17 protein-coding genes are annotated in these 22560 nt (G+C 65.3%); 6 read left to right on the top strand and 11 right to left on the bottom strand.

The genetic code is table 11. The features are described 5' to 3' along the window. Positions 1-98 precede the first annotated feature (98 nt). Positions 99-1295 (top strand): endo-1,4-beta-xylanase, encoded by a 1197-nt coding sequence (locus QRM60_RS16735; protein WP_285446654.1) that lies wholly within the window; start codon positions 99-101, stop codon positions 1293-1295. Between the two features lie 43 nt (positions 1296-1338). Here QRM60_RS16735 and QRM60_RS16740 read toward each other — a convergent pair whose 3' ends face one another. Beyond that, positions 1339-2655, bottom strand: a complete 1317-nt coding sequence (locus QRM60_RS16740; RefSeq protein ID WP_285446655.1) for an XVIPCD domain-containing protein — start codon at positions 2653-2655, stop codon at positions 1339-1341. A gap of 10 nt (positions 2656-2665) precedes the next feature. Further along, on the bottom strand, positions 2666-3145 hold the full coding sequence (locus QRM60_RS16745; protein ID WP_285446656.1) for a hypothetical protein: 480 nt from the start codon (positions 3143-3145) through the stop codon (positions 2666-2668). A 361-nt stretch (positions 3146-3506) separates the two neighbouring features. On the opposite strand from QRM60_RS16745, the gene QRM60_RS16750 reads away from it, so the two are divergent. Continuing rightward, the gene (locus QRM60_RS16750) at positions 3507-4544 is read left to right on the top strand and encodes an SMP-30/gluconolactonase/LRE family protein (protein ID WP_285446657.1); all 1038 of its coding nucleotides are present in this window, start codon (positions 3507-3509) and stop codon (positions 4542-4544) included. A gap of 127 nt (positions 4545-4671) precedes the next feature. Here QRM60_RS16750 and QRM60_RS16755 read toward each other — a convergent pair whose 3' ends face one another. Further along, complete coding sequence (locus QRM60_RS16755) at positions 4672-5730, bottom strand: kelch repeat-containing protein (RefSeq protein WP_285446658.1); 1059 nt, start codon at positions 5728-5730, stop codon at positions 4672-4674. A 321-nt stretch (positions 5731-6051) separates the two neighbouring features. Between QRM60_RS16755 and QRM60_RS16760 the strand changes: the two genes are divergently transcribed. Then, a complete protein-coding gene (locus QRM60_RS16760) occupies positions 6052-6834 on the top strand; it encodes a DNA-binding protein (protein WP_042595840.1) in 783 nt (260 codons plus the stop codon). Between the two features lie 281 nt (positions 6835-7115). On the opposite strand, the gene QRM60_RS16765 is transcribed toward QRM60_RS16760, so the two are convergent. Beyond that, positions 7116-7271, bottom strand: a complete 156-nt coding sequence (locus QRM60_RS16765; RefSeq protein WP_040942102.1) for a DUF2256 domain-containing protein — start codon at positions 7269-7271, stop codon at positions 7116-7118. 225 nt (positions 7272-7496) lie between these two features. Between QRM60_RS16765 and QRM60_RS16770 the strand changes: the two genes are divergently transcribed. Then, positions 7497-7919, top strand: coding sequence for a hypothetical protein (locus QRM60_RS16770; RefSeq protein WP_042595842.1), 423 nt, complete (start codon positions 7497-7499; stop codon positions 7917-7919). A 184-nt stretch (positions 7920-8103) separates the two neighbouring features. Further along, entirely contained in the window at positions 8104-8490 is a 387-nt protein-coding gene (locus QRM60_RS16775; protein WP_042595844.1) for a VOC family protein, read from the top strand. A gap of 46 nt (positions 8491-8536) precedes the next feature. Here the strand turns inward: QRM60_RS16775 and QRM60_RS16780 are convergent, their stop codons facing one another. The 7 genes from QRM60_RS16780 to QRM60_RS16810 all read right to left on the bottom strand — a co-directional run bounded on the left by QRM60_RS16780 (position 8537) and on the right by QRM60_RS16810 (position 21260). Further along, on the bottom strand, positions 8537-9643 hold the full coding sequence (locus tag QRM60_RS16780; RefSeq protein ID WP_011039177.1) for a type I restriction endonuclease: 1107 nt from the start codon (positions 9641-9643) through the stop codon (positions 8537-8539). Between the two features lie 203 nt (positions 9644-9846). Beyond that, positions 9847-11310 carry a mannitol dehydrogenase family protein gene (locus QRM60_RS16785; protein WP_285446659.1) on the bottom strand — a complete coding sequence of 488 codons (1464 nt, stop codon included), beginning with the start codon at positions 11308-11310 and terminating at the stop codon, positions 9847-9849. A 111-nt stretch (positions 11311-11421) separates the two neighbouring features. After that, positions 11422-14112 (bottom strand): glycoside hydrolase family 3 protein, encoded by a 2691-nt coding sequence (locus QRM60_RS16790; protein ID WP_285446660.1) that lies wholly within the window; start codon positions 14110-14112, stop codon positions 11422-11424. 2 nt (positions 14113-14114) lie between these two features. Further along, the gene (locus QRM60_RS16795) at positions 14115-15797 is read right to left on the bottom strand and encodes a glycoside hydrolase family 43 protein (protein WP_285446736.1); all 1683 of its coding nucleotides are present in this window, start codon (positions 15795-15797) and stop codon (positions 14115-14117) included. Positions 15798-15817: 20 nt separating this feature from the next. Further along, a complete protein-coding gene (manD, locus tag QRM60_RS16800; RefSeq protein WP_011039173.1) occupies positions 15818-17077 on the bottom strand; it encodes a D-mannonate dehydratase ManD in 1260 nt (419 codons plus the stop codon). 11 nt (positions 17078-17088) lie between these two features. Next, positions 17089-19053, bottom strand: a complete 1965-nt coding sequence (locus QRM60_RS16805) for a sialate O-acetylesterase (RefSeq protein ID WP_285446661.1) — start codon at positions 19051-19053, stop codon at positions 17089-17091. Beyond that, on the bottom strand, positions 19050-21260 hold the full coding sequence (locus QRM60_RS16810; RefSeq protein ID WP_285446662.1) for an alpha-glucuronidase family glycosyl hydrolase: 2211 nt from the start codon (positions 21258-21260) through the stop codon (positions 19050-19052). The genes QRM60_RS16805 and QRM60_RS16810 overlap by 4 nt, the downstream gene beginning before the upstream one ends. A 161-nt stretch (positions 21261-21421) precedes the next feature. Between QRM60_RS16810 and QRM60_RS16815 the strand changes: the two genes are divergently transcribed. After that, entirely contained in the window at positions 21422-22507 is a 1086-nt protein-coding gene (locus tag QRM60_RS16815; protein ID WP_029216879.1) for a LacI family DNA-binding transcriptional regulator, read from the top strand. Positions 22508-22560 lie beyond the last annotated feature (53 nt).

Here is a 22560-nt window from a genome sequence, read left to right on the forward strand (position 1 = left end):
TGTTGCCCGTGGTCGCTCGCTCAGTTACAGAGGCGTCCATCACCCAACGCGCGCGCAACTGCACCCGCTGTGACAGCATCCCTTCCAGGAACCACTGCATGCACCTGTTTCGCCCGATTACCTTTCGATGTGCCGTGTTGCTTTGCGTGCTCGGCACAGCGGTTTCGCCCATCGCCTCGGCGGCCTGCACACCGGGCACCACGGCGCTCAAGGACGCGTATGCAGGCGGCTTTCTGATCGGCACCGCGGTCAATACGGACATCGTCTCTGGCAAGGATGCGGCCTCCGCTGCGCTGGTTGGCTGCCACTTCAACGCGGTGACCGCCGAGAACGTGATGAAGGCCGAAGTGGTGGCGCCGCAGCCGGGCGTGTTCGATTTCACCGCGGCCGATGCCTTTGTCGCCGACGGGCAGCGGCGTGGCATGTTCATCGTTGGCCATACGCTGGTCTGGCATAACCAGACGCCGGAGTGGTTCTTTGTCGATGCAAGCGGCAAACCGAATACGTCGCAGGCCCAACTGGAACGCATGCGCGCGCACATCGCGCGCGTGGCCGGCCGCTACGTGGGCAAGGTGCAGGCCTGGGACGTGGTCAACGAGATCATCGACGAGGACGGCAGCTACCGCTCCACCAACTGGGTGCAGCGCGTCGGCGATGGCGACACCGTGGTGCGCAATGCGTTCGCCTTCGCGCAGCGCTATGCGCCCGACGCACAGCTCTACTACAACGACTTCAACGCCTGGCGGCCGGCCAAGCGCGACGGCATCGTGCGCATGGTCAGGATGCTGCAGCAGGCCGGCATCCGCATCGACGGCGTGGGCATGCAAGGGCATTGGGGCCTGAACTACCCGAGCGTGCAGGACATCGAAGCCGCCATCGATGCCTACGCTGCGCTCGGGGTCAAGGTCATGATCACCGAGCTGGACATCGACGTGCTGCCGGTCACCAAGGAAGGCCAGGTGATCGGCACGGGTTTTGCGCACAAGCAGTTCCAGTTACCCGAATTCAAGCACTTCCTCGACCCGTACCCGGATGGCCTGCCACCACAGGTGCAGACGCAGCTACGCGACCGCTATGCGGAACTGTTCGCGCTGTTCTGGCGCAAGCGCGACAAGCTGGCGCGCGTCAGCGTCTGGGGCGTCAGCGATGGCATGTCCTGGAAGAACGATTACCCCGTGCCCGGCCGCACCAACTACCCGTTGCTGTTCGACCGCAACCACCAGCCCAAGCCGGCCCTGGATGCGGTGCTGGCGGTGCCGGCAGCGGCGCCGCCCGCACCGCGACAGCAGCCCTAGCGTTTCGGGTCCGCTGCCGGGGGCATGCACGCGCCAGTGTGGCTCAGCGCGTCAACACCTGCGGTGATGGTGTCTGCGCCTGCGCGTGGTCCGGCTGTTCCGCCTGCACCGTGCGCTGGGTGTGCGCGTGTTGCGCGTTCTGCTCCTGCAACTGCTGGTAGGTGTCCTGCGCCGGCCGCGCAATCGCCTCCTGCGTCGTCATGTGCGCACGGTTGGCATGGGGATCGGGCGACGCCGTGGGGCCGTCACGGTAAACGAACGCCAGCTCGCCACTTGGATGCGTCGCGGTCGCACGGTTGAAGCTCACCGACAGCTGGTCGCGGTCAGTGAAGCCATTCTGCTTGGCCAGCAAGGTCAGGCTGGCGGTCATGCGCTCGCTGTTGTCGTCCCAGTCCTTGCCCAGCGCCTGCTCGGCCTCGGCCACACCACGACGAAGCTTGCCGTGCAAGGCACGGTTCGCCTCGCTCGGCTCGGCGGCCCGCTTGGCGTCCGGCGGCGTTGCGCTGGTGTCGCGAAAGCCGCTGCCGAACAGTGACGCCGCGGCGTCCTTTTCCAGGATGCCAATTGCTTTCAGGTCCACATGCACGTCCGGCTGCGCGCGCGTGGGGTCAGCCCGCTGCGCGGCTGCTTCGGCCTCGGCCGCCGCAACCAGGTCGCGTGCGCCGTATTGTTGTGGGTAGCCGCGCGCGTCATAGAACAACTTGCCCATGGCCTCGACATTGCTCGGCACAGCCGGATCGATCTTCAGATCGTTACCAAAGCGCAGCCCCTCCTTGGCTGTGTAGATAGCGTGGGGAGCCACGCCCTGTTTGTCGATGTAGCTGGCCATCTCCCTGCTGGCTTCATACAGATCCCCCAGCGTTGCATTGGGGGTGCTGCGCTTGATGTGGCCGGCCAGCGTATTGATGCCGGCGATCTCGTCCTTGGCTTCACGTGTGCGATCTTCCGCGACGTGCGCTTTGATCAGGGCGGTGTAGTCGTGCGGCGAGGGCGATCGGGCAACCTCGGCGATCTTGTTCTCGAATGTCCGGTCGGACGTCTGGATGGCGGCCTTGTTGATCGCATGTCCGATCTCATGGCCAAGAACCATCCGCGCGGTATTGGCCGAGTCATCGCGCGGTACATCCATCCTCGCGCTGCGCAGCACGTCCATGGGCAACGCGATTTGGCCGGTCCTCGGATTGAAGTAACCGTTTCCCTCCTTTTCGGACGGCGCAAAGCCGGACAGCTGCTTCTGATCAATTGCCTGCTGTACTTGCGCCTTGAGTTCCGGCGTGTTGTCCAGCATCTGCCGCAGCGCCCGGCCTTCTGTGGCGTGCGCTGCTTCGAACGTATCCAGCATCTGTTTCAGGTCTGCCATTCCCATCTCCTTATGCGGTGGCCAGGATCTGCACGGTAGACACGCATGCCCGTGCATCGTCCTGCGCAGCGTCCTTACCGACAAAGGCATACACGACGATGTCGCCGCGCTCGAAGTGCCAACGCCCAAGGCTGCCCAGACGCGGCGGCGCGATCCACTGCGCGACGAAACCTGCGTCGACCAGTGCCTGCCGGTAAGGCCCGATGGGTTGTGCACAATCCACAGCCGCTGCGCGCCCGGGCGCCTGCGAAAACGTGATGTCCAACCGCGAGGGTGGCAGGCCGTCTGCATCGGCAACTGAACTCAAGGCATAGCTACTGCCATCGGCCAGCTGACCGGATGCGCCGAAACTCTGCGTGTTGTCTTGCGCCGCAATGTGCAGGCCCGTGTGTGCGGCAACCTGCGTGGGCGTGAGATCGCGTTTGCCGCCGATCGCAAGGATCAGCCGTACGACTGCGTGTGACAGTTGCTCTGACGTCATCTCCGACATGGCCCGCTCCTGTGTATGGGGATTCGATGGGATAGAGGGTTGCGCACCCGCGCAGGCCGCCAGCAATGCGGTCGCCAGTAACAGCGCGCCGCACTGCACGCGACGGCCTGCGCGGGTGACGCGCAGCGTTGGCGGGTCAATCCCGCCGGCGAAATGAGTGTCCATGCTGCAGCTCTCCTTTGGCTCGCCACCGCGCAACGCGCGTACGGCATCACCACTGCGCGTAGTGTAGCTGTCGTGTGCGCTTGGCGCAGGCCAACCGACTGCAGCGCGCTGAGCAGCGTTGCTCGGCAAGCGTTGAGGTGAAGCGTGCTGGCGCGCCGGATGGCATCATTGCGCAGCCCTCCAACAGGAATTGCCGATGCGCTTCCCGACCCGCGTACTGCTGGCTGTCTCGGTGATCACGTTGCTTACGTGCTGCGTGAAGCGCGAGCCACCTGCGCCGCGCTTCACCGCCGTGGGCCGCATCACCACGTTCGATCCGGCGTTTCGCGAGGTGGTGGCGCCGCAGGCGCGCATCGAAAAACTCACCGAGGGCTTCACCTGGTCCGAGGGCCCCACCTGGGTGCGGCAGGGCGGCTATCTGCTGTTTACCGATGTGCCCGAAAACAAGCTGTATCGCTGGTCCGAAGAGGCGGGGTTATCGGTGTTCCTGTCGCCTTCCGGTTACGCCGGCACGGATGTCGCCGCGCTGCGCGAAGCCGGTGCCAATGGCCTGTTTGCCGAACCGGGCGGCACCGTGTTGCTGGCCGATTCCGGTACCCGCATCGTGGCGCGGCTGAACCCTGCCACGCGCACGAAAACTCCGCTGGCCACCAGTTTCGGTGGCAAGCGCTTCAACAGCCCCAACGATGTGGTGCGGCGCAAGGATGGCGTGGTGTTCTTCACCGACCCACCGTATGGCTTGAAAGGCATGAACGATTCGCCAGTCAAGGAACTGCGCTTCAACGGCGTCTATCGCCTGGACACCGATGGCAGCGTGCACCTGCTCGACGACAGCCTGAGTTTTCCCAACGGCATTGCGCTGTCACCGGATCAGCGCACGCTCTACGTGGCCAACTCCGATCCGGCGCGCCCGATCTGGATGGCGTATGCGCTGGATGCGCAGGGCGCGGTGACCGGCAAGCGTGTGTTCGCCGATGCCACCGACCTGGTCAATAAAGACACACCCGGCTTGCCTGACGGCATGGCGGTCTCGGCAGATGGCCGCCTGTTCGCCACCGGCCCCGGCGGCGTCATCGTGTTCGATCCGGACGGCCGCAGACTCGGCCGCATCGAAACCGGTGCCGCCATTTCCAACTGCGCGTTCGGCAATGATGGCCACACGCTGTACATGACCTCGCACGCACTGCTGGCGCGGGTGCAGGTGACCTCGCTTGGGTTGGAGTTTGCACGCTGACAAGCGCACCACGCACCGAAGGCTCGCGATAGCCGCTCCACCGTAGGAGCGGCCTTGGCCGCGACAGGGCAGTGCCGATGCACGGCATGTGCAGGCGCTTGATGCAGGCACACCCGCAGCGCACTGGCTAGTCCAGTGACTGCGTCCCCTGAGCCTTCGCCAACACCAGCACATCCTCCAGCTCCGGCCCACCGCCTCGATTGGCGCTACCCGCAGCGAGATAGACATCGCCCTTCACCGCGGCTGCCTGCGTGCCGTGGCGCCCCTGCGGCAACGTTGGCAGTGTCGTCCAGCGCGCCGTACGCGGGTCGTAGGCCTCCACCTCCTCGTGCGCCTTCACCTGACGCGTGCTCTCGCCGCCCATGACGAGCAGCCGGCCATCGCGTGCGATCGCGGCGGTGCCCGCACGTGGCGTCGGCAGTGCGGCCGGTGCAACCGTCCAGGTGCGCTGTGCAATGTCGTACACATCGACTTCGCTGATTGTCTGCGCCAGGGTATTGCCGCTTTCATGCGCGGAACGACGCCCGCCGGCGGCATACAGCTTGCCGTCGAGCACCACCGCATGGAAGTGATCGCGCGCATGCGGTGCGTCGGGCAGCTGCGTCCATTGTTGTGTCCGGGTGTCGAAAGCATCCAGCCAGGGCACGTAGCCGCTCATGTGGCCACGCGTATTGCCGCCGACCAGATACAACACACCGGCATGCTCCACCGTGCCGGCGGCACCGCGACGGCGCTGCGTAGGAATCTCCGGCCCGACCTGCCAATGGTCGGTCTTCGGGTCGTAGATCAGCATGTTGGTGAGCGAGGCTTCTTCGGGATAGTTGCCTGTAAAGCCACCCACCACGTAGAGCTTGCCGGACGACACCACGGCCTGGGCATGATTGACCATCAGCGGCGGCGTCGCGCCCTGCGACCACCGCTGCGTGGTGGTATCGAAGATCTCCAGCGGCCGGTCGTCGCGCCCACCCAGCAGGTACAGACGATCATCGATCGCGACCATGCTGTTCTCATGGCGCGCGTGCGGCGTGTTGTGCGTGGCCACCGTGCGCCACTGCGCGGGCTGCACCGCCTGTGCGGCTTCAGCCGATGCGCGGTTGCCATCGGGTGTGGCGTATACATGCGCAGGAATACATGTGACCCCGGCAGCGAACACGGCTGCGCGGAGCGAAGTCGCCAAAGAGCTCATGGACGTCTCTGCCTGATTGCGATGACTGGCCAGTGTATCGGCACGCGCGTGCGCCGTGACCCTGCAAAAGCAGGCTGATCCGCGCGGTGCAGTGACTCCATACAAAATAATTGCAACGTCACGCCAGGCTGTTTGCATCAAGTCGATGGAGCGCGGTGGACGCGTCTATCGACTGCCGCACGGCGTGACCAACGCAGCACGCCAGAGAGCGGATCACAAACAACGCACTGGCAGCGCTGCATGCTCCCGGGCGCACGCTCTTCACGTCCAACAGTACCCCGCAATGCGAACACTACGGCAACGCACTGACAGGAGAGCCGCGTGGCACGCACCTCGACAACAAAGACCCTCAACACCACGCCGCCCAAGACCGTCGCCAACGCAGCAGCCCGCGGATTGCGCTTGCGTGAGCAACACAGGCGCGGCGGCACGGCGATTGGTGTGGCACGTGCAAGGGACCTGTCCGCCCAGAAGCAGCTCTCGGCCCAGACCATTCGGCGGATGCACGCGTACTTCGCTCGCCACAGCGTGGACAAGACCGGCAAGGGATGGGCGGATCGCACCAAGCCATCCGCCGGCTACATCGCCTGGCTGCTGTGGGGCGGCGATGCCGGGCAGCGGTGGGCCGAGCGACTGCATGCACGCCTGCAGGAGGCTGATAGCAAACAGACCGGAGCGGCTACAAAGAAAGCCGCCAGTACGAAGTCGTCCGCCAAAAAAAGCGTGGCGAAAGCAGGTGCGAGCGCCGCCACGTCGAACAGCGGAGCACGTACAGCCGCGAAGAAGCGCGCGACGCCCCGCAAGGGCACGGCAAAGAAAGCCACGAGCAAACGCGCGACACAGCAGAGCAGCGTGCGAAAGAGCGCCACCAAGAAGGTGGCTGCCAAAAAAGCAACAAGCAACAAGACGGCTGCCAAGAAAAGTGCCAGCAAGAAGAGTGCGCCCTGGAAAAAGCCCAACCCGGCCAAGACATCCAGGCCACTGTCGGCTGCGCAGAAAACCCAAGCCAAGGCCCGCGCCAAGGCTGCAGGCCGCTCCTACCCGAACCTGGTCGACAATATGGCCGTCGCGAAGCAGTCGAAAATCAGGAAAGCCGCGGAGTAGGAGCGGCCAACACAACGTAGTGAGCGTCGGGTGGGTGCGGAGGACCCGGAGTGCACGGCGCTGCATAAGGATCCCGTGCACCGGCCGCGTGCGGCTGCGTTGTCGTGTTGATGGCTGCTCCAACTCGCCAGTACGCAGCATCCAGCCAGCACGTCTGCACCGCAGCTGGCCACCAGGCAGTGCCGGTGCTCCGGGCTAACCGACGCGGCTTGCCAAGCCGGCGCCCTCGCTCGCTACAACGCGGTACGTTGAAAAGGGACGCCGCGCGAACTCAATGGACATCAGCTGCCCGGCTGAGCCTTACGCGCATGACGGCAGCGATCGGAACAGTACTTCACCTCGTCCCAGACACGCTCCCACTTCTTGCGCCAACGGAATGGTCGTCCGCAGTGAACGCAAACCTTCTCTGGCAAGTGTTGTTTCTTGGGCGCTGCCATGTGGGTGCTGACTCAAGAGGCATGGCGATGAGGGCTCAAGCATGTCATAGCCATGTACCGTAGCCATGCCTCGGGAATGAAGCGCTCACGAGGTGACATGGCCAGTCATCTGGCAGGCCACAACTTCGGGCCCATTGTCTATAGTAGGGGGCCGCTGGCAGGCGCCTGCTCTGTGGACCCACCCCAAGCGATGAAGCGCAGGCTTCGTCTCAGACAAGGACGGTCGTGAAAGTATCTCTCCTCGTGTTATCTGCACTGCTCTATGGCATTGCGCTCTGTCTTCCCGCATTGCATGGAGGCAACGATCAACTTGGCGGTTTCGTCATTTTGCTGCTTGGCTGGATCCAGCTGGTCGATGGCCAATGTATCGCCTGGTTAAGCAACCCACTGTTCTTCCTGGCGTGGCTTTGTTACTTCCTCAAACTGGACAAGTTGGCTGCAGCCTTGCTGGTATCAGCCTGCCTAATCGGACTGGATACCTTTCGCGCAACCAGGTTCGACAAGAACGAGGCCGGTCATCAGGTCACGATCGATCACGTGGGCGCCGCGTTCTACGTGTGGGAGTTGAGCTTTCTGATCCTGCTTGCAGTGGTGCTGATGCGTCTTTTGCAGAAGAACGTAGCCATGCGAAGTGATCAGGCGGTCTGAGGGAGCGGGCGGCACTATCTGCAAGCGACAATGTGACAATGAAGTCTGGGCCGCCGGCAGGTCTGAGCTGCGTGGTGAATCAGGTAAATCGCAGGGCGGTGGCGTGCACACCGCTTGGGCTGTTACGCCGCCAATGATCGCCGTAATGTGTTCAGCACTGATCCCTTCGACAGAGGAGACAAGAATGAATGCCAGCGCCAATGTCGGTGACCAGACCATCCCGATCCTTCCCAGCCGCTCGATTGCGCAGACGCTGACGTTCTATCGCGCGCTTGGCTTTGCCGGCGATGCGCACCCGCATGATGCGGGCTACGCGATCCTGCAGCGCGGCGATGTGGAGCTGCACTTCTTTGCGCATCCGGATCTGGACCCGGCGGCCTGTTATGCGGGCTGCTATCTGCGCGTGACTGATGTGGATGGTGTCTATGCCGCAATGCGGGCAGCAGCGCTGCCGGCACAAGGCATCCCACGGATCGATCCAGTCGGCGACAAGCCCTGGGGCATGCGCGAATTTGCGATTGTGGATGAGAGCGGCAACTTGCTTCGGATCGGCCAACAGCTCGAGCCGTGACACGCCGGGAGATTATGACGCCCGGCGCATGGAGTGCTGAGGCCGACTAAGCACAGTCTTCCTGTGGCAAATACGCTGCGACAGTGGCGCGAATCTTTTCTGCGAAATTATAAATATCGTCGATCGAACCGAGATCGATCTGCTCCTCTTCCTTGGCCGCATTGAAAAGCCCAAGCCGGAGCTTTTGAGGGTTGTTGAACCGGAGTCTGCAGATCGGCTTCCGATTGTTGTCGTCCAGGAGGATGGCGCAATAGCTTTGAGCATCCCTCATAAAGACGCGTCTTCCAGGAATGGCTTCGCGTACGATCGCTCTGACAACGTGAAAGCCTTCGATCTCTTCCGGCGTTGTGACGATCAGTGGATCAGGAGCAAGTGAGGCTGCCGCCGTAGGCTGATCTGCGGGGACATGCGAGATGTGATCACCGATCAAGGCAGTTTCAGGTGCCATGGCACCTTTAAGCCGTTCATTGATTCGCTCACTGACCAGCTGATCGAACGCGCGGCGCGTGATCGCTGTGAATTGATCGCGGATCGCCGGCGTAAAGCGTCTTGTTCCGACCAGATCAGCCGAGACCAGCTTGACGAATTCTTCGGTAGGCTGATGCATCCATTCTGCCAGACGTGTCTGGATAGCGCGTGTGTACTTCAATTCATTCGCGGTCGTCAGGATCGTGTCTAGGTCAAACGCCGACTTGGCAAACTTTTTGAGTTCTTCGACATCGCGTTCTTTGAAATCAAGGACGTTGAATTCGAAGAACGGCTTTTCATCCATCTTGTTCGGCTGTTCTAGGTCAGTGAAAAACCTGTAGACCAAGCCGTTCGTCAAAACGCCAAAGCGTGCCGCAGTGACGTGGAAGTAGCGAAATAGCTGGCCTGCATGATTGATGCTTAGCTCGGCACCCGCTTTCTTACACTCGAAAAGAATAATGGGTTTGCCATCGCGAAGAATCGCATAGTCGACTTTCTCGCCTTTCTTCGTGCCGACATCGGCAACGATTTCCGGCGTGACTTCGAGTGGATCGAAAACATTGTATCCAAGGATTTGGATGAGGGGCATCACCATTGCATTCTTGGTGGCCTCTTCTGTCTGAATTAACGCGCGTGTCGTACTGATGCGTGTCGCAAGCACACGCAACTGATCAATAAAATCCATCTAACCCGCTCCCTTCCCCTGTTGTGTAATTTTTACCACAGCAAAGCGACGAGAACGCAATAGGCACAAGTTTTGTGGTTGACGCATGGATCAGTTCGCTAGGACTCGTCGGGGGAGAGCGAATTGTTTGCATGAGGCCGGATGTGTCAGGACTAACGTTGTCCTGCAATGCATTTTGGGTGTGACCGAGGTAAGCGCTTGACCTACGCAGTTGCCAGAAGCTGTTGTACATCTGCCGGCCGCGCAGTTTGGAAGAGGGCATACGCCTGCTGTAGCGCTTCTACAAAACGCTCGTCAGCAGACATCGGCGCAAACGCTGCGTCAACTGTGAGAAATGCAGCGATATCCCGGTGTGCGTCGCCGGTCGCGATACGGCCGATCGCACTTAGCTGTTCGCCCAGCGGATCAACCAACGCAACACCCGCGTGCGCCTGCCTGCGCACAAAGTGCAGCCAGGCTGCGACCGGCAGGCAGAGGCGATCGATGCGGCGGCCGGCGGTGAGTGCATCGGCAATAGTGCCGAGCAGGCGCACCGGAATCTTCTGCGAGCCGTCCCAGGCGATCTGGGCCAGCAGGTGGCGGATGGCGGGGTTGCGGAAGCGGGCCAGGATGGCCTCGCTGTAGCGGTGCGGGTCGAAGCCGGGCATCGGCGCCAGGCTGGGGGCGATGTCCTCGCGCATCAGCGTTTCGACGAAGCCGGCCAGCGGCGTGTGCTGCATGGCATCGGCCACGGTCTCCAGCTGCAGCAGGCTGCCGAGGTAGGCGAGCGCCGAGTGCGGGCCGTTGAGCAGGCGCAGCTTGGCGCGCGCGTAGCCGGCGATATCGTCGCTGAGCGTGACGCCTGCGCGTTCGAACGCCGGGCGGCCGTTGCAGAAGCGGTCTTCGATCACCCACTGGGTGTAGCGCTCCCGCTGGATCGGCCAGGCGTCGTGCAGGCCGGTCTGTGCGTGCACTTGCGCGCGTAGCGCCTCGTCGGTGGCAGGGGTGATGCTGTCCACCATCGAGCGCGGAAAGCTGACGTGCTGTTCGATCCAGGCGGCCAGCGCGGGATCGCGTTGCTGCGCAAGCAGCACGGTGGCGTGGCGCAGCAGGCTGCCGTTGTCGGCCAGGTTGTCGCAGCTGAGCACGGTGAACGGTGCGCGGCCGTGCTGCCTGCGTGCATGCAGGCCGGCGACCAGGTAGCCGATCGCGCTGCGCGGTGTCTGCGGATGCGCAAGGTCATGCACGATATCGGGGTGGCTGAGGTCCAACGTGTCGCCTGCCAGGCAATAGCCTTTTTCGGTGACGGTGAGGGTGACCAGGCGCACTGCCGGATCGGCGAGGCGGGCGAGCACGGCAGGTTGCTCATCGCTGGCGCAGAGCACTTCGGCGATGGCACCGATCACGCGCAGCTGTGGCTGTGCATCGAGCAGGGCGAGCGTGTACAGGCCGTCCTGCGGGCGCAGCGCATCGCGCACCTGCGGGTTGTGCAGCGACACCGCGCAGATGGCCCAGGCGGGGTCGTCTGCGAGCAGATCATCGATGTAGACGGCCTGGTGCGCGCGATGGAAGGCGCCGGCGCCCAGGTGGACGATGCCGATGGTGGTGTGTTGGGGGTTGTAGGTGGGAGTGAGGACGGTGGCAGGTAGGTGGGCGAGTGTTGCGATGGAGAGCGTTGGAATTGGCATGGGTGTTTGTTTGAAATCGTGGGGTGCTGCAAGTTCGCTTGGTGGCCGTACCCTCACCCCAACCCCTCTCCCGACGGGAGAGGGGCTTTGATTCCGCGGCGTGCGGTGGAATCAGTTTGCGGTGACGGTGATGCGTTGTTTGCTGCGGATGTCTGCGCTGGAGGCGCCGATCTGCAGCTCGTAGGCGCCTGGGTCCACGGCGTACGCTTTGCGCTGTTCGTCGTAAATACGCAGCGCCTCGCGCGGGGTGATGGTGAAGCTCACCTCGCGGTGTTCGCCTGGTTGCAGGGTGATGCGCTGGAAGCCACGCAGCTCCTTGCGTGCGCGTTCGCGCTGCGGGTTGCGCGGGTGCAGATACAGCTGCACCACTTCATCGCCGGCACGCTGGCCGGTGTTCTTCACCGACACGGTGGCGCGCAGCGTGCCATCGGCGGCGACGGTGGTGCGGTCCAGCCGCAGGTTCGAATACGCAAACTGCGTGTAGGCCAGGCCATGGCCGAACGGGTACAGCGGCTTACCGTCGAAATAGCGGTAGGTGCGCCCGCGCATGGCGTAATCGTCGAAGGCCGGCAGGCGTTCGTCTTCCTTGTAGAAGGTGATCGGCAGGCGTCCGCCCGGGCTGGCCTGGCCGAACAGCACATCGCCCACCGCGGTGCCGCCACGCTGGCCGGGGTACCAGGCCAGCAGGATGGCGGGCACGTGTTGCTGTGCCCAGTCGATGGCCAATGCGGAGCCGGTGGTGAGCACCGCGACCACTGGCGTGCCGGTGGCCTGCAGTGCCTGCAACAGCTCGCGTTGGGGTTTGGGCAGGCGCGTGTCGGTGCGGTCGCCGCCGGCAAAGCCGGGGTAATTGACGTCCATCTCCTCGCCTTCGACATCACCGGTGAGGCCGCCGACAAACACCACCACCTCGGCATTGCGCGCGGCATCCACGGCTTCCTGCAACGGCGGTTTGGCGCCGGGCATGCGCCAGGCCAGGCGTACGCCGGCATCGCGGGTGGCTTCGTAATATTCCACGCGCAGGTCGTAGGCCTTGCCGGCTTGCAGCGCCACGGTGGCGGTGCCGCTCCGCATGCGCGGCGCATCGCTCCACTGGTCGATGAGCGGCTTGCCATCCAGATACAGGCGCACGCCGTCGTCGGCGGCAATCTGCAGCTCGTAGTTTCCCGACACCGGCGGCAGCAACTGGCCGTGCCAGCGCACGCTGAAGTCGTCCTTGCCGAGCGCCTGGCCGGGCTGCAGTTCGCCGCGGCCGACCGCATCGTCGGTGGGCGCATTGCGGTCCCAGCGGAAGGCGATGCGCGGGTCGATGCGGGTGAGCACCGGCTGGCCTGCCAGTGCACGGCCACGGAAGTACTCACCGGTGAGGCCGTTCTGGCTGGCACCGGCGGCTGGGCGCAAATAACGCGCGTCGATCGGTGCGGCGGCGTTGGGGTCTTCGCGGCCTTCCACCAGGTCGCTGCCGCGTGCATAGACCACCTCGGCCTGCGGGGCGGCGTCGCGGATGCCTTGCAGGATGGTGACCGGCGCGGCCGGTGTGCCGTAGTAGTTGCCCAGCAGCGACATCGGGTCGTCGGCGGTGGGGCCGACCACGGCAATGCGCTTGAGCGTGGGCTTGAGCGGCAGCAGGCCGTCGTTTTTCAGCAGTACCAGCGATTCGCGCGCAGTGCGCCGGGCCAGTGCATCGTGCTGCGGCGATTGATTGGCCGATGCCGGGATCTGCGCCCACGGCACCTTGGCCGGCGGGTCGAACATGCCCAGCCGCAGGCGCGCGGCCATCAGCCGTGTCAGCGACCGATCGATGGTGGCTTCATCGATCAGGCCGGCACGCACGGCGGCAGGCAACGCGGCATAGGTGTCGCCGCAATCCAGGTCGGTGCCGTGCTTGACGCCGAGTGCGGCGGCGGCTTCGGGCGTGGGCACGATCTTGTGGTTCTGCCAGATGTCGCGGATGGCCGCGCAGTCGCTGACGATGTAGCCATCGAACCCCCAATCACGGCGCAGGATGCCTTCCAGCCGCGTGCTGGCCGATGCGGACTCGCCGTTGACGCGGTTGTAGGCGCCCATCACCGCGGCGACGTGGCCTTCCTGCACCAGCGCCTGAAAGGCGGGCAGATAGGTCTCGTAGAGATCGCGCTCGCTGGGATGCACGTCGAAATGATGACGATCCGCCTCCGGGCCACTGTGCACCGCGTAATGCTTGGCGGTGGCATCGAGCTTGCGATACGGCCCCTGCTGCGCCTGCAGGCCCTGCACGAAGGTGACGCCCATGCGTGCGGTGAGGAACGGATCCTCGCCATAGGTTTCCTGGCCACGGCCCCAGCGCGGGTCACGGAAGATGTTGATGTTGGGCGACCAGAACGTGAGCCCCTGGTAACGCTTGTGCTCGCCGCGCGCCAGGAAGGCATGGTGCTTGGCGCGTGCTTCGTCGCTGATGGCGGTGGCCACCTCGGCCATCAACGGGGTATCGAACGTGGCCGCCAGGCCGATTGCCTGCGGAAACACCGTGGCACCGCCGGCGCGGGCCACGCCGTGCAGGGCTTCGTTCCACCAATCGTATTCGGGCACCTGCAGGCGCGGGATGGCGGGCGCGGCGTTCTGCATCTGCGCGGCCTTTTCCTCCAGCGTCATGCGCGATACCAGATCGGCGGCGCGCGCCTGCAGCGGTTGCGTGGGGTCCAGATATGGCGGGGGTGGCGTCGCGGCGTGCGTGCTGCCGGCGGCCACGCCGAGCGCCAGCAACAGGCCGCGCGCCAGGGCACGGTGCGGCACGCGGGCGTGCGGGGCAGGGTGGGAATGCATGCTCAATCCTCCTTGGTGCGGTCTGGGTCCAGCTGGGCGAAGGGCCCGATCGTGCTGCCGACAAAGCCGCCGGCCTGTGCAGTGCTCAGCATGCTGGCGTCGTCGTGACGCTGCAGCCATTGCCAGCCGTGCCCGGTTGCATCGAAGGCAAAGCTGTAGCGCCCGCCATCGCCGCTGATCTGCAGCCGCAATGGGGCGGTGGTGACCGGGATGCGCGCACGCGCCAGGGTGGTGGTGCGCGTGCCGTCGCGCTTGTCCACGAAGACCTCCGCGCCATCGCCATCGCGGCGTACGCCCAGCGCGTACCACGCGTTGGAATTCTGCACCGCGGCCAGGCCGGCGCTGATGCCCGCATGGGCTGGCAACTCCAGCGCGGTGCTGGCGGTGAAGTGCGTGTGCTGCTGGCGTCGCGCCAGAAACGCCGGGTTGCCGGTGCTGGCCAGTCCTTGCGGTGTGGCGTGCAGGGTGAGCCAGCCCGGACGTGCACGCAGGTCGGCCCAGTCGCGTTTGGGCACGCGCAACGACAGCCATTCGCGCTGTGGCGTGCTGGTATCGAACCCGTCGCGCCAGGTGAAGTTGCCGGACAGCGGCGTTTGGTCGGTGCGCGCCGGCGTGCCGTGCGGTGCCTTGGCGATGTAGGGAATCGGTGCGCCCGGCGGCAGGATCGACGGCCAGCCATCGCGCCACTGCACCGGCAGCAGGAAGGTTTCGCGCCCGGTGTTGTAGCGGTCGTCCGCATACGGCCGGCTGGCCAGGAACACCGCCCACCACTGCCCGTCGGGCGTGTCCACCAGGTCGACATGGCCGGCATTGCTGATCGGCTGCGCGCGCCCGGCAGGCAGGTCGCGCTGGGTGAGGATGGGGTTGTGCGGCGCGGGCGCGTACGGGCCCCACACGTTGCGACTACGCAGCACCACTTGTGAATGCTGCGGCCCGGTGCCGCCTTCGGCGCACGACAGGTAGTACCAGCCATCGCGTTGGTAGAGGTGCGGGCCTTCGATCCAGATCGGCTTGCTGGTCAGGTCCACGCCGCCGTTGAGCAGCACCTTGCGTGGGCCCACCGGCTGGTGGGTGGCCAGATCAAACCGTTGCATCCAGATCGCGCGGTGGCCTTCGTACAACGGCGTGCCTTCCGGCGGGCCGTTGTTGAGCAGGTACGCGCTGCCATCGGTATCGAAGAACAACGACGGGTCGATGCCGTCCACGCTGGGCAGCCAGCTGAGCCTGGACCACGGCCCGGCCGCACTGGTCGCGCTGGCAATGAAATTGCCGCCGCTGTCCACCGCGGTGCCCACCACATAGAACCGCCCGGCATGGTGGCGGATGCTGGCGGCAAACATGCCGCGCGACACGCCCAGGCCATCGTAATCGAGCTGCTCACGCCGCTCGACCACATTGCCGACCTGCGTCCAATGCACCAGATCTGTGCTCTCGAACACAGGAATCGCCGGGAAATACGCGAAGGTGGAATTGACCAGGTAATAGCGCTCGCCCACGCGCGTGATGCTGGGGTCGGGATAGAACCCGGCCAGGATCGGATTGCGGTAATGCCCGGCGGGCAGTGGCGTGGCGAACACCGGGTCATCGCCGCGGTACTCGAACCAGTCGAACGCCACGGCCTGCTTCGGCGCCGCTGGCTGCGCATACGCCGCCAGCGGTGCGGCCAACGCCACGCTCACAGCCAGCAGTAAGGCACGCATGCGCCTCACCAGTCCCACATCGCGCCGTCTTCCAGACGCGCGATCGGCAACTGCTTGGGCACGTAGGGGTACTTCGCGGCCAGGGTTTCATCGATGTCCACGCCATGCCCGGGCGTTTCGCCGCAATGCAGGCGCCCGTCGCGGAACACGTAGTCGTGCGGGAACACCGCATTGGCCTCGTCGGAATGGAACATGTATTCCTGGATGCCGAAATTGGGCACCCAGGTGTCGAAGTGCAGGGCCGCGCCCATGCACACCGGCGACAGATCGGTGGCACCGTGGAAGCCGGTACGCACCTGATGCAGCGCGGCGAAATCGGCCAGCCTGCGCACGTGCGTGATGCCGCCGGCATGGACAATGGTGGTGCGGATGTAGTCGATCAGCTGTTGCTCGATCAGGTGCTTGCAGTCCCAGAGCGAATTGAACACCTCGCCCACCGCCAGCGGCGTCACCGTGTGCTGGCGAATCACTTCGAACGCGCGCTGGTTCTCCGCCGGGGTGGCGTCTTCCAGCCAGAACAGGCGGTACGGCTCCAGGTCGCGACCCAGGCGCGCGGCTTCGATCGGCGTGAGGCGGTGGTGCGCATCGTGCAGCAATTCGATCTCATCGCCGTGGTCGGCGCGCAGCTGCTCGAACAACTTCGGCACCACCCCCAGGTAGCGCGGCGTGGACCACACGGTTTCGGTGGGTAGTTCGCTCTCGGCCGGCTCGTACGGCTTGCCACCGCTGGAGATGCCGTAGGTCTTCTTGATGCCGGGCACGCCGCATTGCGCGCGGATGGCGATAAAGCCCATCTCGCGGAAGCGGCCCACCTCGTCGCTGGTTTCGGCGATGTCGCGGCCGTTGGCGTGGCCGTAAACCAGCGCACCTTCGCGCGAGCGCCCGCCCAGCAACTGGTACAGCGGCAGGCCGGCCATCTTGCCCAGGATGTCCCACAACGCCACGTCCACCGCGGCAATCGCGCTCATTGTCACCGGCCCGCGCCGCCAGTACGCACCACGGTAGAAGAACTGCCAGATGTCCTCGATACGCCCGGCATCGCGGCCAATCAGGTTCGGCACCAGGTGTTCCTGCAGGTACGCTGCCACCGCCAGTTCGCGGCCGTTGAGCGTGGCATCGCCCAGCCCGGTGATGCCCGAGCGGGTGCGGATCTTCAAGGTGACGAAGTTGCGCCCCGGGCAGGTGACGATGACGCGCGCCTCGACGATCTCGCGATCGCGGGCCGAGCCTTGCAGCGGGGAGGGGGAGTCGACGGTCTGTGACATCGGGGTCTCGCTCATCGGGAAGTGGCGGCAGTGATGGGAAGTTCGAACGGGCCTGCAGGCAGGCCGCTGCGGTCGTACAAGGTGCACACCGGGCTGTCGGCCCAGCAGTAGCGCACGCGCGTGGCCTGCAGGTCGGCCGGCACGCGCAGCGTCACGGTGTCACCGTGCACGCTTGCCGGCGCGTAGTGGCAACTGCCGCTGGCCGCGCCGCAGACCTCAAAGCCGATCGGCGCGCTGGCGCTGTAGCTTTGCAAGGCGGTGTCCACGGCATCGAAGCGCACGCGCAGTGCCTCGCCATCGCGTTGCACATCGCGCGGTACCGGGCCGGAAGCGGCAATCGCCTCGCCATACACCACCTTGCGCGCCGCACGTGCCAGGCGCCGCCCAAGTTCTTGCTTGTTGGCCGGATGAATGTCGTAGCGGTCGCCGATATCGATGGCCACCGCCAGCCCGGCATGCGCATCGCCGGCCACGAAGCGGCGCTGCGCTTCGCGGAGTTGCGCCCAGCCGCTTTCCACCGGTTGGGTAGGCGGCATGCCGTAGTTGGCCAGCTGCACCACCAGCAGCGGCAGCTGCGCTCCGAAGCGCTGCCGCCAGTCGCGCCGCCAGGCGTCGAGCAAGGCCGGGTAGTGCACTGCATCGCCGGCATTGGACTCGCCCTGGTACCAGAGTACGCCGCGCAGACCCAGCTGGCCGAGCGGGGCGATCATGCCGTTGTACAAGGTGGTCAGCCCGGCCGCCGACGACCAGGGCGCACGGGGCGGCATGCCCACTGCGGCCGGCACGATCTGGTACTGCCAGGGGCGATCCAGCGGCACGCGGCTGCCGTCGGCAAGCTGCAGCGCACGCGAGGACGCATCGCCCAGTAACCCCCCACGGCGATAGGTGTTGAGCACGTTGAGCACAATGCTGTTGCGCCCGGCCTGCAGCTGCCCGCGTGGCACGCTGTAGCGGCGCGGCTGGTCGGCGCCGTAGCTGCTGCCCACCGCATGGCCGTTGACCCAGGTCTGGTCCAGTTCGTCCACCGGCCCGAGGAGCAGCGTGGCCTCCTGCGCGGCCTGCGCCGCGGTCAGCTCGACAGTGCTGCGGTACCAGACCATGCCGTTGAAACCGACCAGCTGCGGCACGCCCCACTCGTCCCAGGCACCGAGCGTGGCCGGCGCGGGTTGCCATGCGCCCGGCGCATCCGGCTGCCACGGCGCGCCGTCGCCATGCGCACGCCACCAGGTTTCCCACAACCTGCCCCAGCGTGGCGCGGCATCGGTCGGGCTGGTGGCGTAACGCGCCAGCACGTCCAGCGCGGGGCCATCATCGCCGGCCGCGCGCAGTGCGGCGTCACCGATCCACGCCTGCAGTTGCGAGCCGCCCCACGAAGCATTGATCAAGCCCATCGGCACCGCCACGGTCTTCTGCAGTTCGCGTGCGAAGTAATAGCAAGCCGCAGAAAAATCTTTCACCGTCTCAGGCGTGGTGGGTTGCCAGACGGCAGCGCCCCCGAAGCTGCGTTGCGGGGTTGGGCTGGACTGCGCCGGCACCTTGAACATGCGGATGGTGGGGTGATCGGCGTCGGCGATTTCGCTGCGCGAATCCAGCGTGCGATGCACCTGCAGCTCCATGTTGGACTGGCCCGAGCACAGCCAGACATCGCCCACCAGCACATCGTCCAGCTGCTGGGTCACGCCGCCTGCACTGCGCGCACTCAGCGTGTACGGGCCACCGGCGGCGCGCGCCGGCAGGCGTGCCTGCCAATGTCCCTGGCGGTCGGCACGCACCTGCACCTGCTGCTCGCCCAGGCGCAGCGTCACCTGTTCGCCGGCCGGCGCATCGCCCCACAGGCGGATCGGCGCATCACGTTGCAGCACCATGTGCGGCTGGAATAACGCATGCAGCAATGGCGCATCGGCCGCCGCTGCATGGGAAGGTGCGAGCAACACGCTCAGCGCCGCGATCAATGCCACCCGTGTCCGTGCACTCATTTCGGGTTCCCCGGTGCGTATGGAAACTTCAGCGCCTGGTAGTACGCCAGCGGATGCGCCGGTGGCGCCGTGCCAGCCGGCAACGCACGGCCGGACACCTGCTGGAAATACGCAATGCTGGCATCGCGCCACCACTGCGCTTCGTCCTGCTGGATCGCCAGGAACGCTGCGATCTGCTGGTAACGCTGCGCATCGATGCGGCCGTGCAGCTGCTGCCACGTCGCACGCATCTGCTGCACTTCATCCACGCCGTGGTCGTAATGCCACACCAGCTCGTCCCACAGCGGCCGCCCCGAGGCCATGCGGTGATCCCATGACACGTGGTGGAACCACAGCAGGTAACGCTCGGGCACGCGTTGCAGGTTGCCGAACACGCGCGCCACCGGGCCGGCATATTGCGCAGCCGCATTGCTGCCACTGGCACTGCGATCAAATCCAATCCCGTTGCGATCGGCGCGGTGGTAATACACCGGGTCCCAGTCCGGGCGCTCGCTGCCGGCATCCCACGGCGCCGGGCCGTAATGATGGCCACGCCCCATCAGATGATGCAGGCCGAGCGGGGTCATGTAATCCACCACCGCCTCGCGCGAGCGCAACAACAGGTCCACCACCGGCGTGACCACCGCGCTGTCGTTGGAAAAGCTCATGCGCACCCATTCCTGCGCGATCGCTTCCGGGCGCAGATCCGGATCCCAGGCCAGCCTCCCGAACGCATACCAGTTGGCCTGGTCGAAGATCGAGCCACTCCAGTTGCGATCTGCCCCGATGTTGGCCACCCCGGCAATCCCGGTCAGCGGCGAGCGCGTGGTGGCCTTGAACAGGCTGCCATCGACCGTCCTTGCCACGGTCGAGCCCTTGCCGCGCGCATAGGTATCGGCCTGCAGCGTTTCGGAGAACAGGCTGCCCAGGTAAGCCACATGCGTGGAAAAGCCTAGATATTCCTTGGTGATCTGGAACTCCGGCATCAGTGGCGTCTTGCGCATTGCACCGAACAACGGGTGGAACGGCTCGCGCGGCTGGAAATCGATCGCACCGTTCTTCACCTGCACGATCACGTTGTCGCGGAACGTGCCATCCAGCGGCAGGAATTCGCTATACGCCTGCTTGGCGCGGTCGTCCGGCTGCTCATGCGAATAGACGAACGCACGCCACATCACCACGCCGCCGTGCGGCGCCAGTGCATCGGCAAGCAGGTTGGCACCGTCGGCGTGGCTGCGGCCGTAATCCTGCGGGCCCGGCTGGCCTTCGGAGTTAGCCTTGACCAAGAACCCGCCAAAATCAGGGATGCGCGCATAGATCGCATCGGCCGTTTCACGCCACCAACGCTGCACCTGCGGGTCCAGTGGGTCGGCGGTCTTCAAACCGCCAATCTCGATCGGTGCACTGAAGCGCGCGCTGAGAAACACGCGGATGCCATAGGGGCGAAACACCGTGGCCAGCGCCGCGGCCTTGTCCAGATACTGCGGCGTCAAGCTCCACGCTTTGGCGTTGACGTTGTTGAGCACCGTGCCGTTGATGCCGAGCGAGGCGTTGGCGCGTGCATAGTCGGTGTAGCGCGGGTCCAGGTAGCCGGGCAGGGTCTGCCAGTTCCACAAGGAGGCGCCGGCATAGCCACGCTCCACCACGCCATCCAGGTTGTCCCAGTGATTGAGCAGGCGCAGCTGCAGCCGTGGCGTCTGCCGGAGATTCAGCGCGCTCAGCGACTGCCCGGTCTGCACCAGCCGCAGCAGATGGAACGCGCCGTACAACACGCCCACATCGCTGCCGCCAACAATCACGGTCGCCTGGTGCCCATCCACGCGCGTGCTGCGGATCAGGTAACCCTCGCGCCCCAATGCTTGGGTTGCCAGGCCCAACGCGGCAATCTGCGGTGTCTGCGCGGTCCCCAGCACGATCACGCCATCGCGCGTGGCGGCTTGCGTCAGCGCCGGCGCCACACCGAGCAGACCGTGCAGGCCGCGCTGCAGCTCGTCACCGGCTGCCTGCAGCGTGGGCGTTGCGCCCAGCACGACCAATTCGCGCGCGCTGCCTTGCTTCTGTGCCGCATCGGGCAATAAATGGTAGCGCAACCATAAATCGTAGCCGTCCTCGGCATGCGCGGTCATCGCCGGCAACACCGCGCTGCACACCAGCAACGCCAGCAGCAGCCAATGCGCGCAGGCGGCCTGCGTGCGCCGCACAAATTTCCTGGTCATGCGTGCGCTCATACCTTGCATCCGGTTGCCTGATCGTGATGTGCGTGCCTGTCGCCGCTCTGCCTGCTTCCCGGTACCATGCGACGCACAGCCAGGCGCGTTGCTCGCCGCTGCACCAGCGCCGCGGTGCGCTTGCATACCGCATGTTCGTCAGCCATTTGAAGAGGCCACGCTTGGAGAAGGTCAGGAAATCGGTCCGCCGCACCAGCCGTGCGATCACTATCAACGAGGTGGCAGCGCTGGCCAAGGTCTCGCCGATGACGGTATCGCGCGTGGTCAACAGCAACGGCAATGTGCGTGACGCCACGCGCGCGCGCGTCATGCGCGCAGTCGACAAACTGGGTTACACCCCCAACCTCGCTGCCAGCGCGTTGGCCGCCGCACAGAGCACGCGCATCGCGTTGATCTACAGCGACCCCAGCGGTGCGTATCTGCGCGAATTGCTGCTCGGTGTGTTGCGTGTGGCATCGCGCACCTCGATCCAGCTGGTCATCGACTGCTGGGACGATCTGGACGCCGATGCCGAGCGCAAGGCCGCACGCAAGCTCGCCAAGGGCGTGGCTGGTGTGATCCTGCCGCCGCCGCTGTGCGAATCCAAGGCGGCGGTGCTGGAGCTGGTGCGTGCGAAGGTGCCGGTGGTGGCAATCGCCTCCAACCATTTCAGCCCGGATGTGGCCTGTGTGCGCATCGACGAATTCGCCGCCGCCAAGGAAATCACCGAGCATCTGATCGCGCAGGGCCACACGCGCATCGGCTATATCGCCGGCCATCCGAACCTGTCGGCCAGCACGCGGCGTTTTGAGGGATTCCAGGCCGCGCTGTCCGATGCCGGCCTGCGCCTGGATCGTCACCTGGTGCAACCTGGCGACTACACCTACCGCTCGGGTCTGCTTGCGGCCGAAAAGTTGCTCGCACGCAAGCGGCGCCCCAGCGCGATCTTCGCCAGCAACGACGACATGGCCGCCGCTGCCATTTCGGTCGCGCACCGGCGTGGGCTGGATGTGCCGCGTGATCTGTCGGTGGTCGGCTTCGACGATACCTCTGCCGCCACCGCGGTGTGGCCGGAACTCACCACCGTGCAGCAGCCGATCGCGGCCATGGCCGATGCCGCATTGGACATCTTGTTGAAGACGATTCGCGCCAAGGAGCGGCCCGCGCGGACGATGGTCGATCATGTGGTCGCACACCTGCTGGTCAAGCGGGATTCGGTGGCTGCACCGGCAGCCGACGCGGCAGAGCAGCCCTCCGCCGGGCCGTAAACGCTGTCGCCAGCGTCACGGCATTGCACGCTCGCCCGATGCACTGGGCGAGC

The organism is Xanthomonas sp. fls2-241-TYG-148 (assembly GCF_030208815.1).
Lineage (GTDB): Bacteria > Pseudomonadota > Gammaproteobacteria > Xanthomonadales > Xanthomonadaceae > Xanthomonas > Xanthomonas campestris.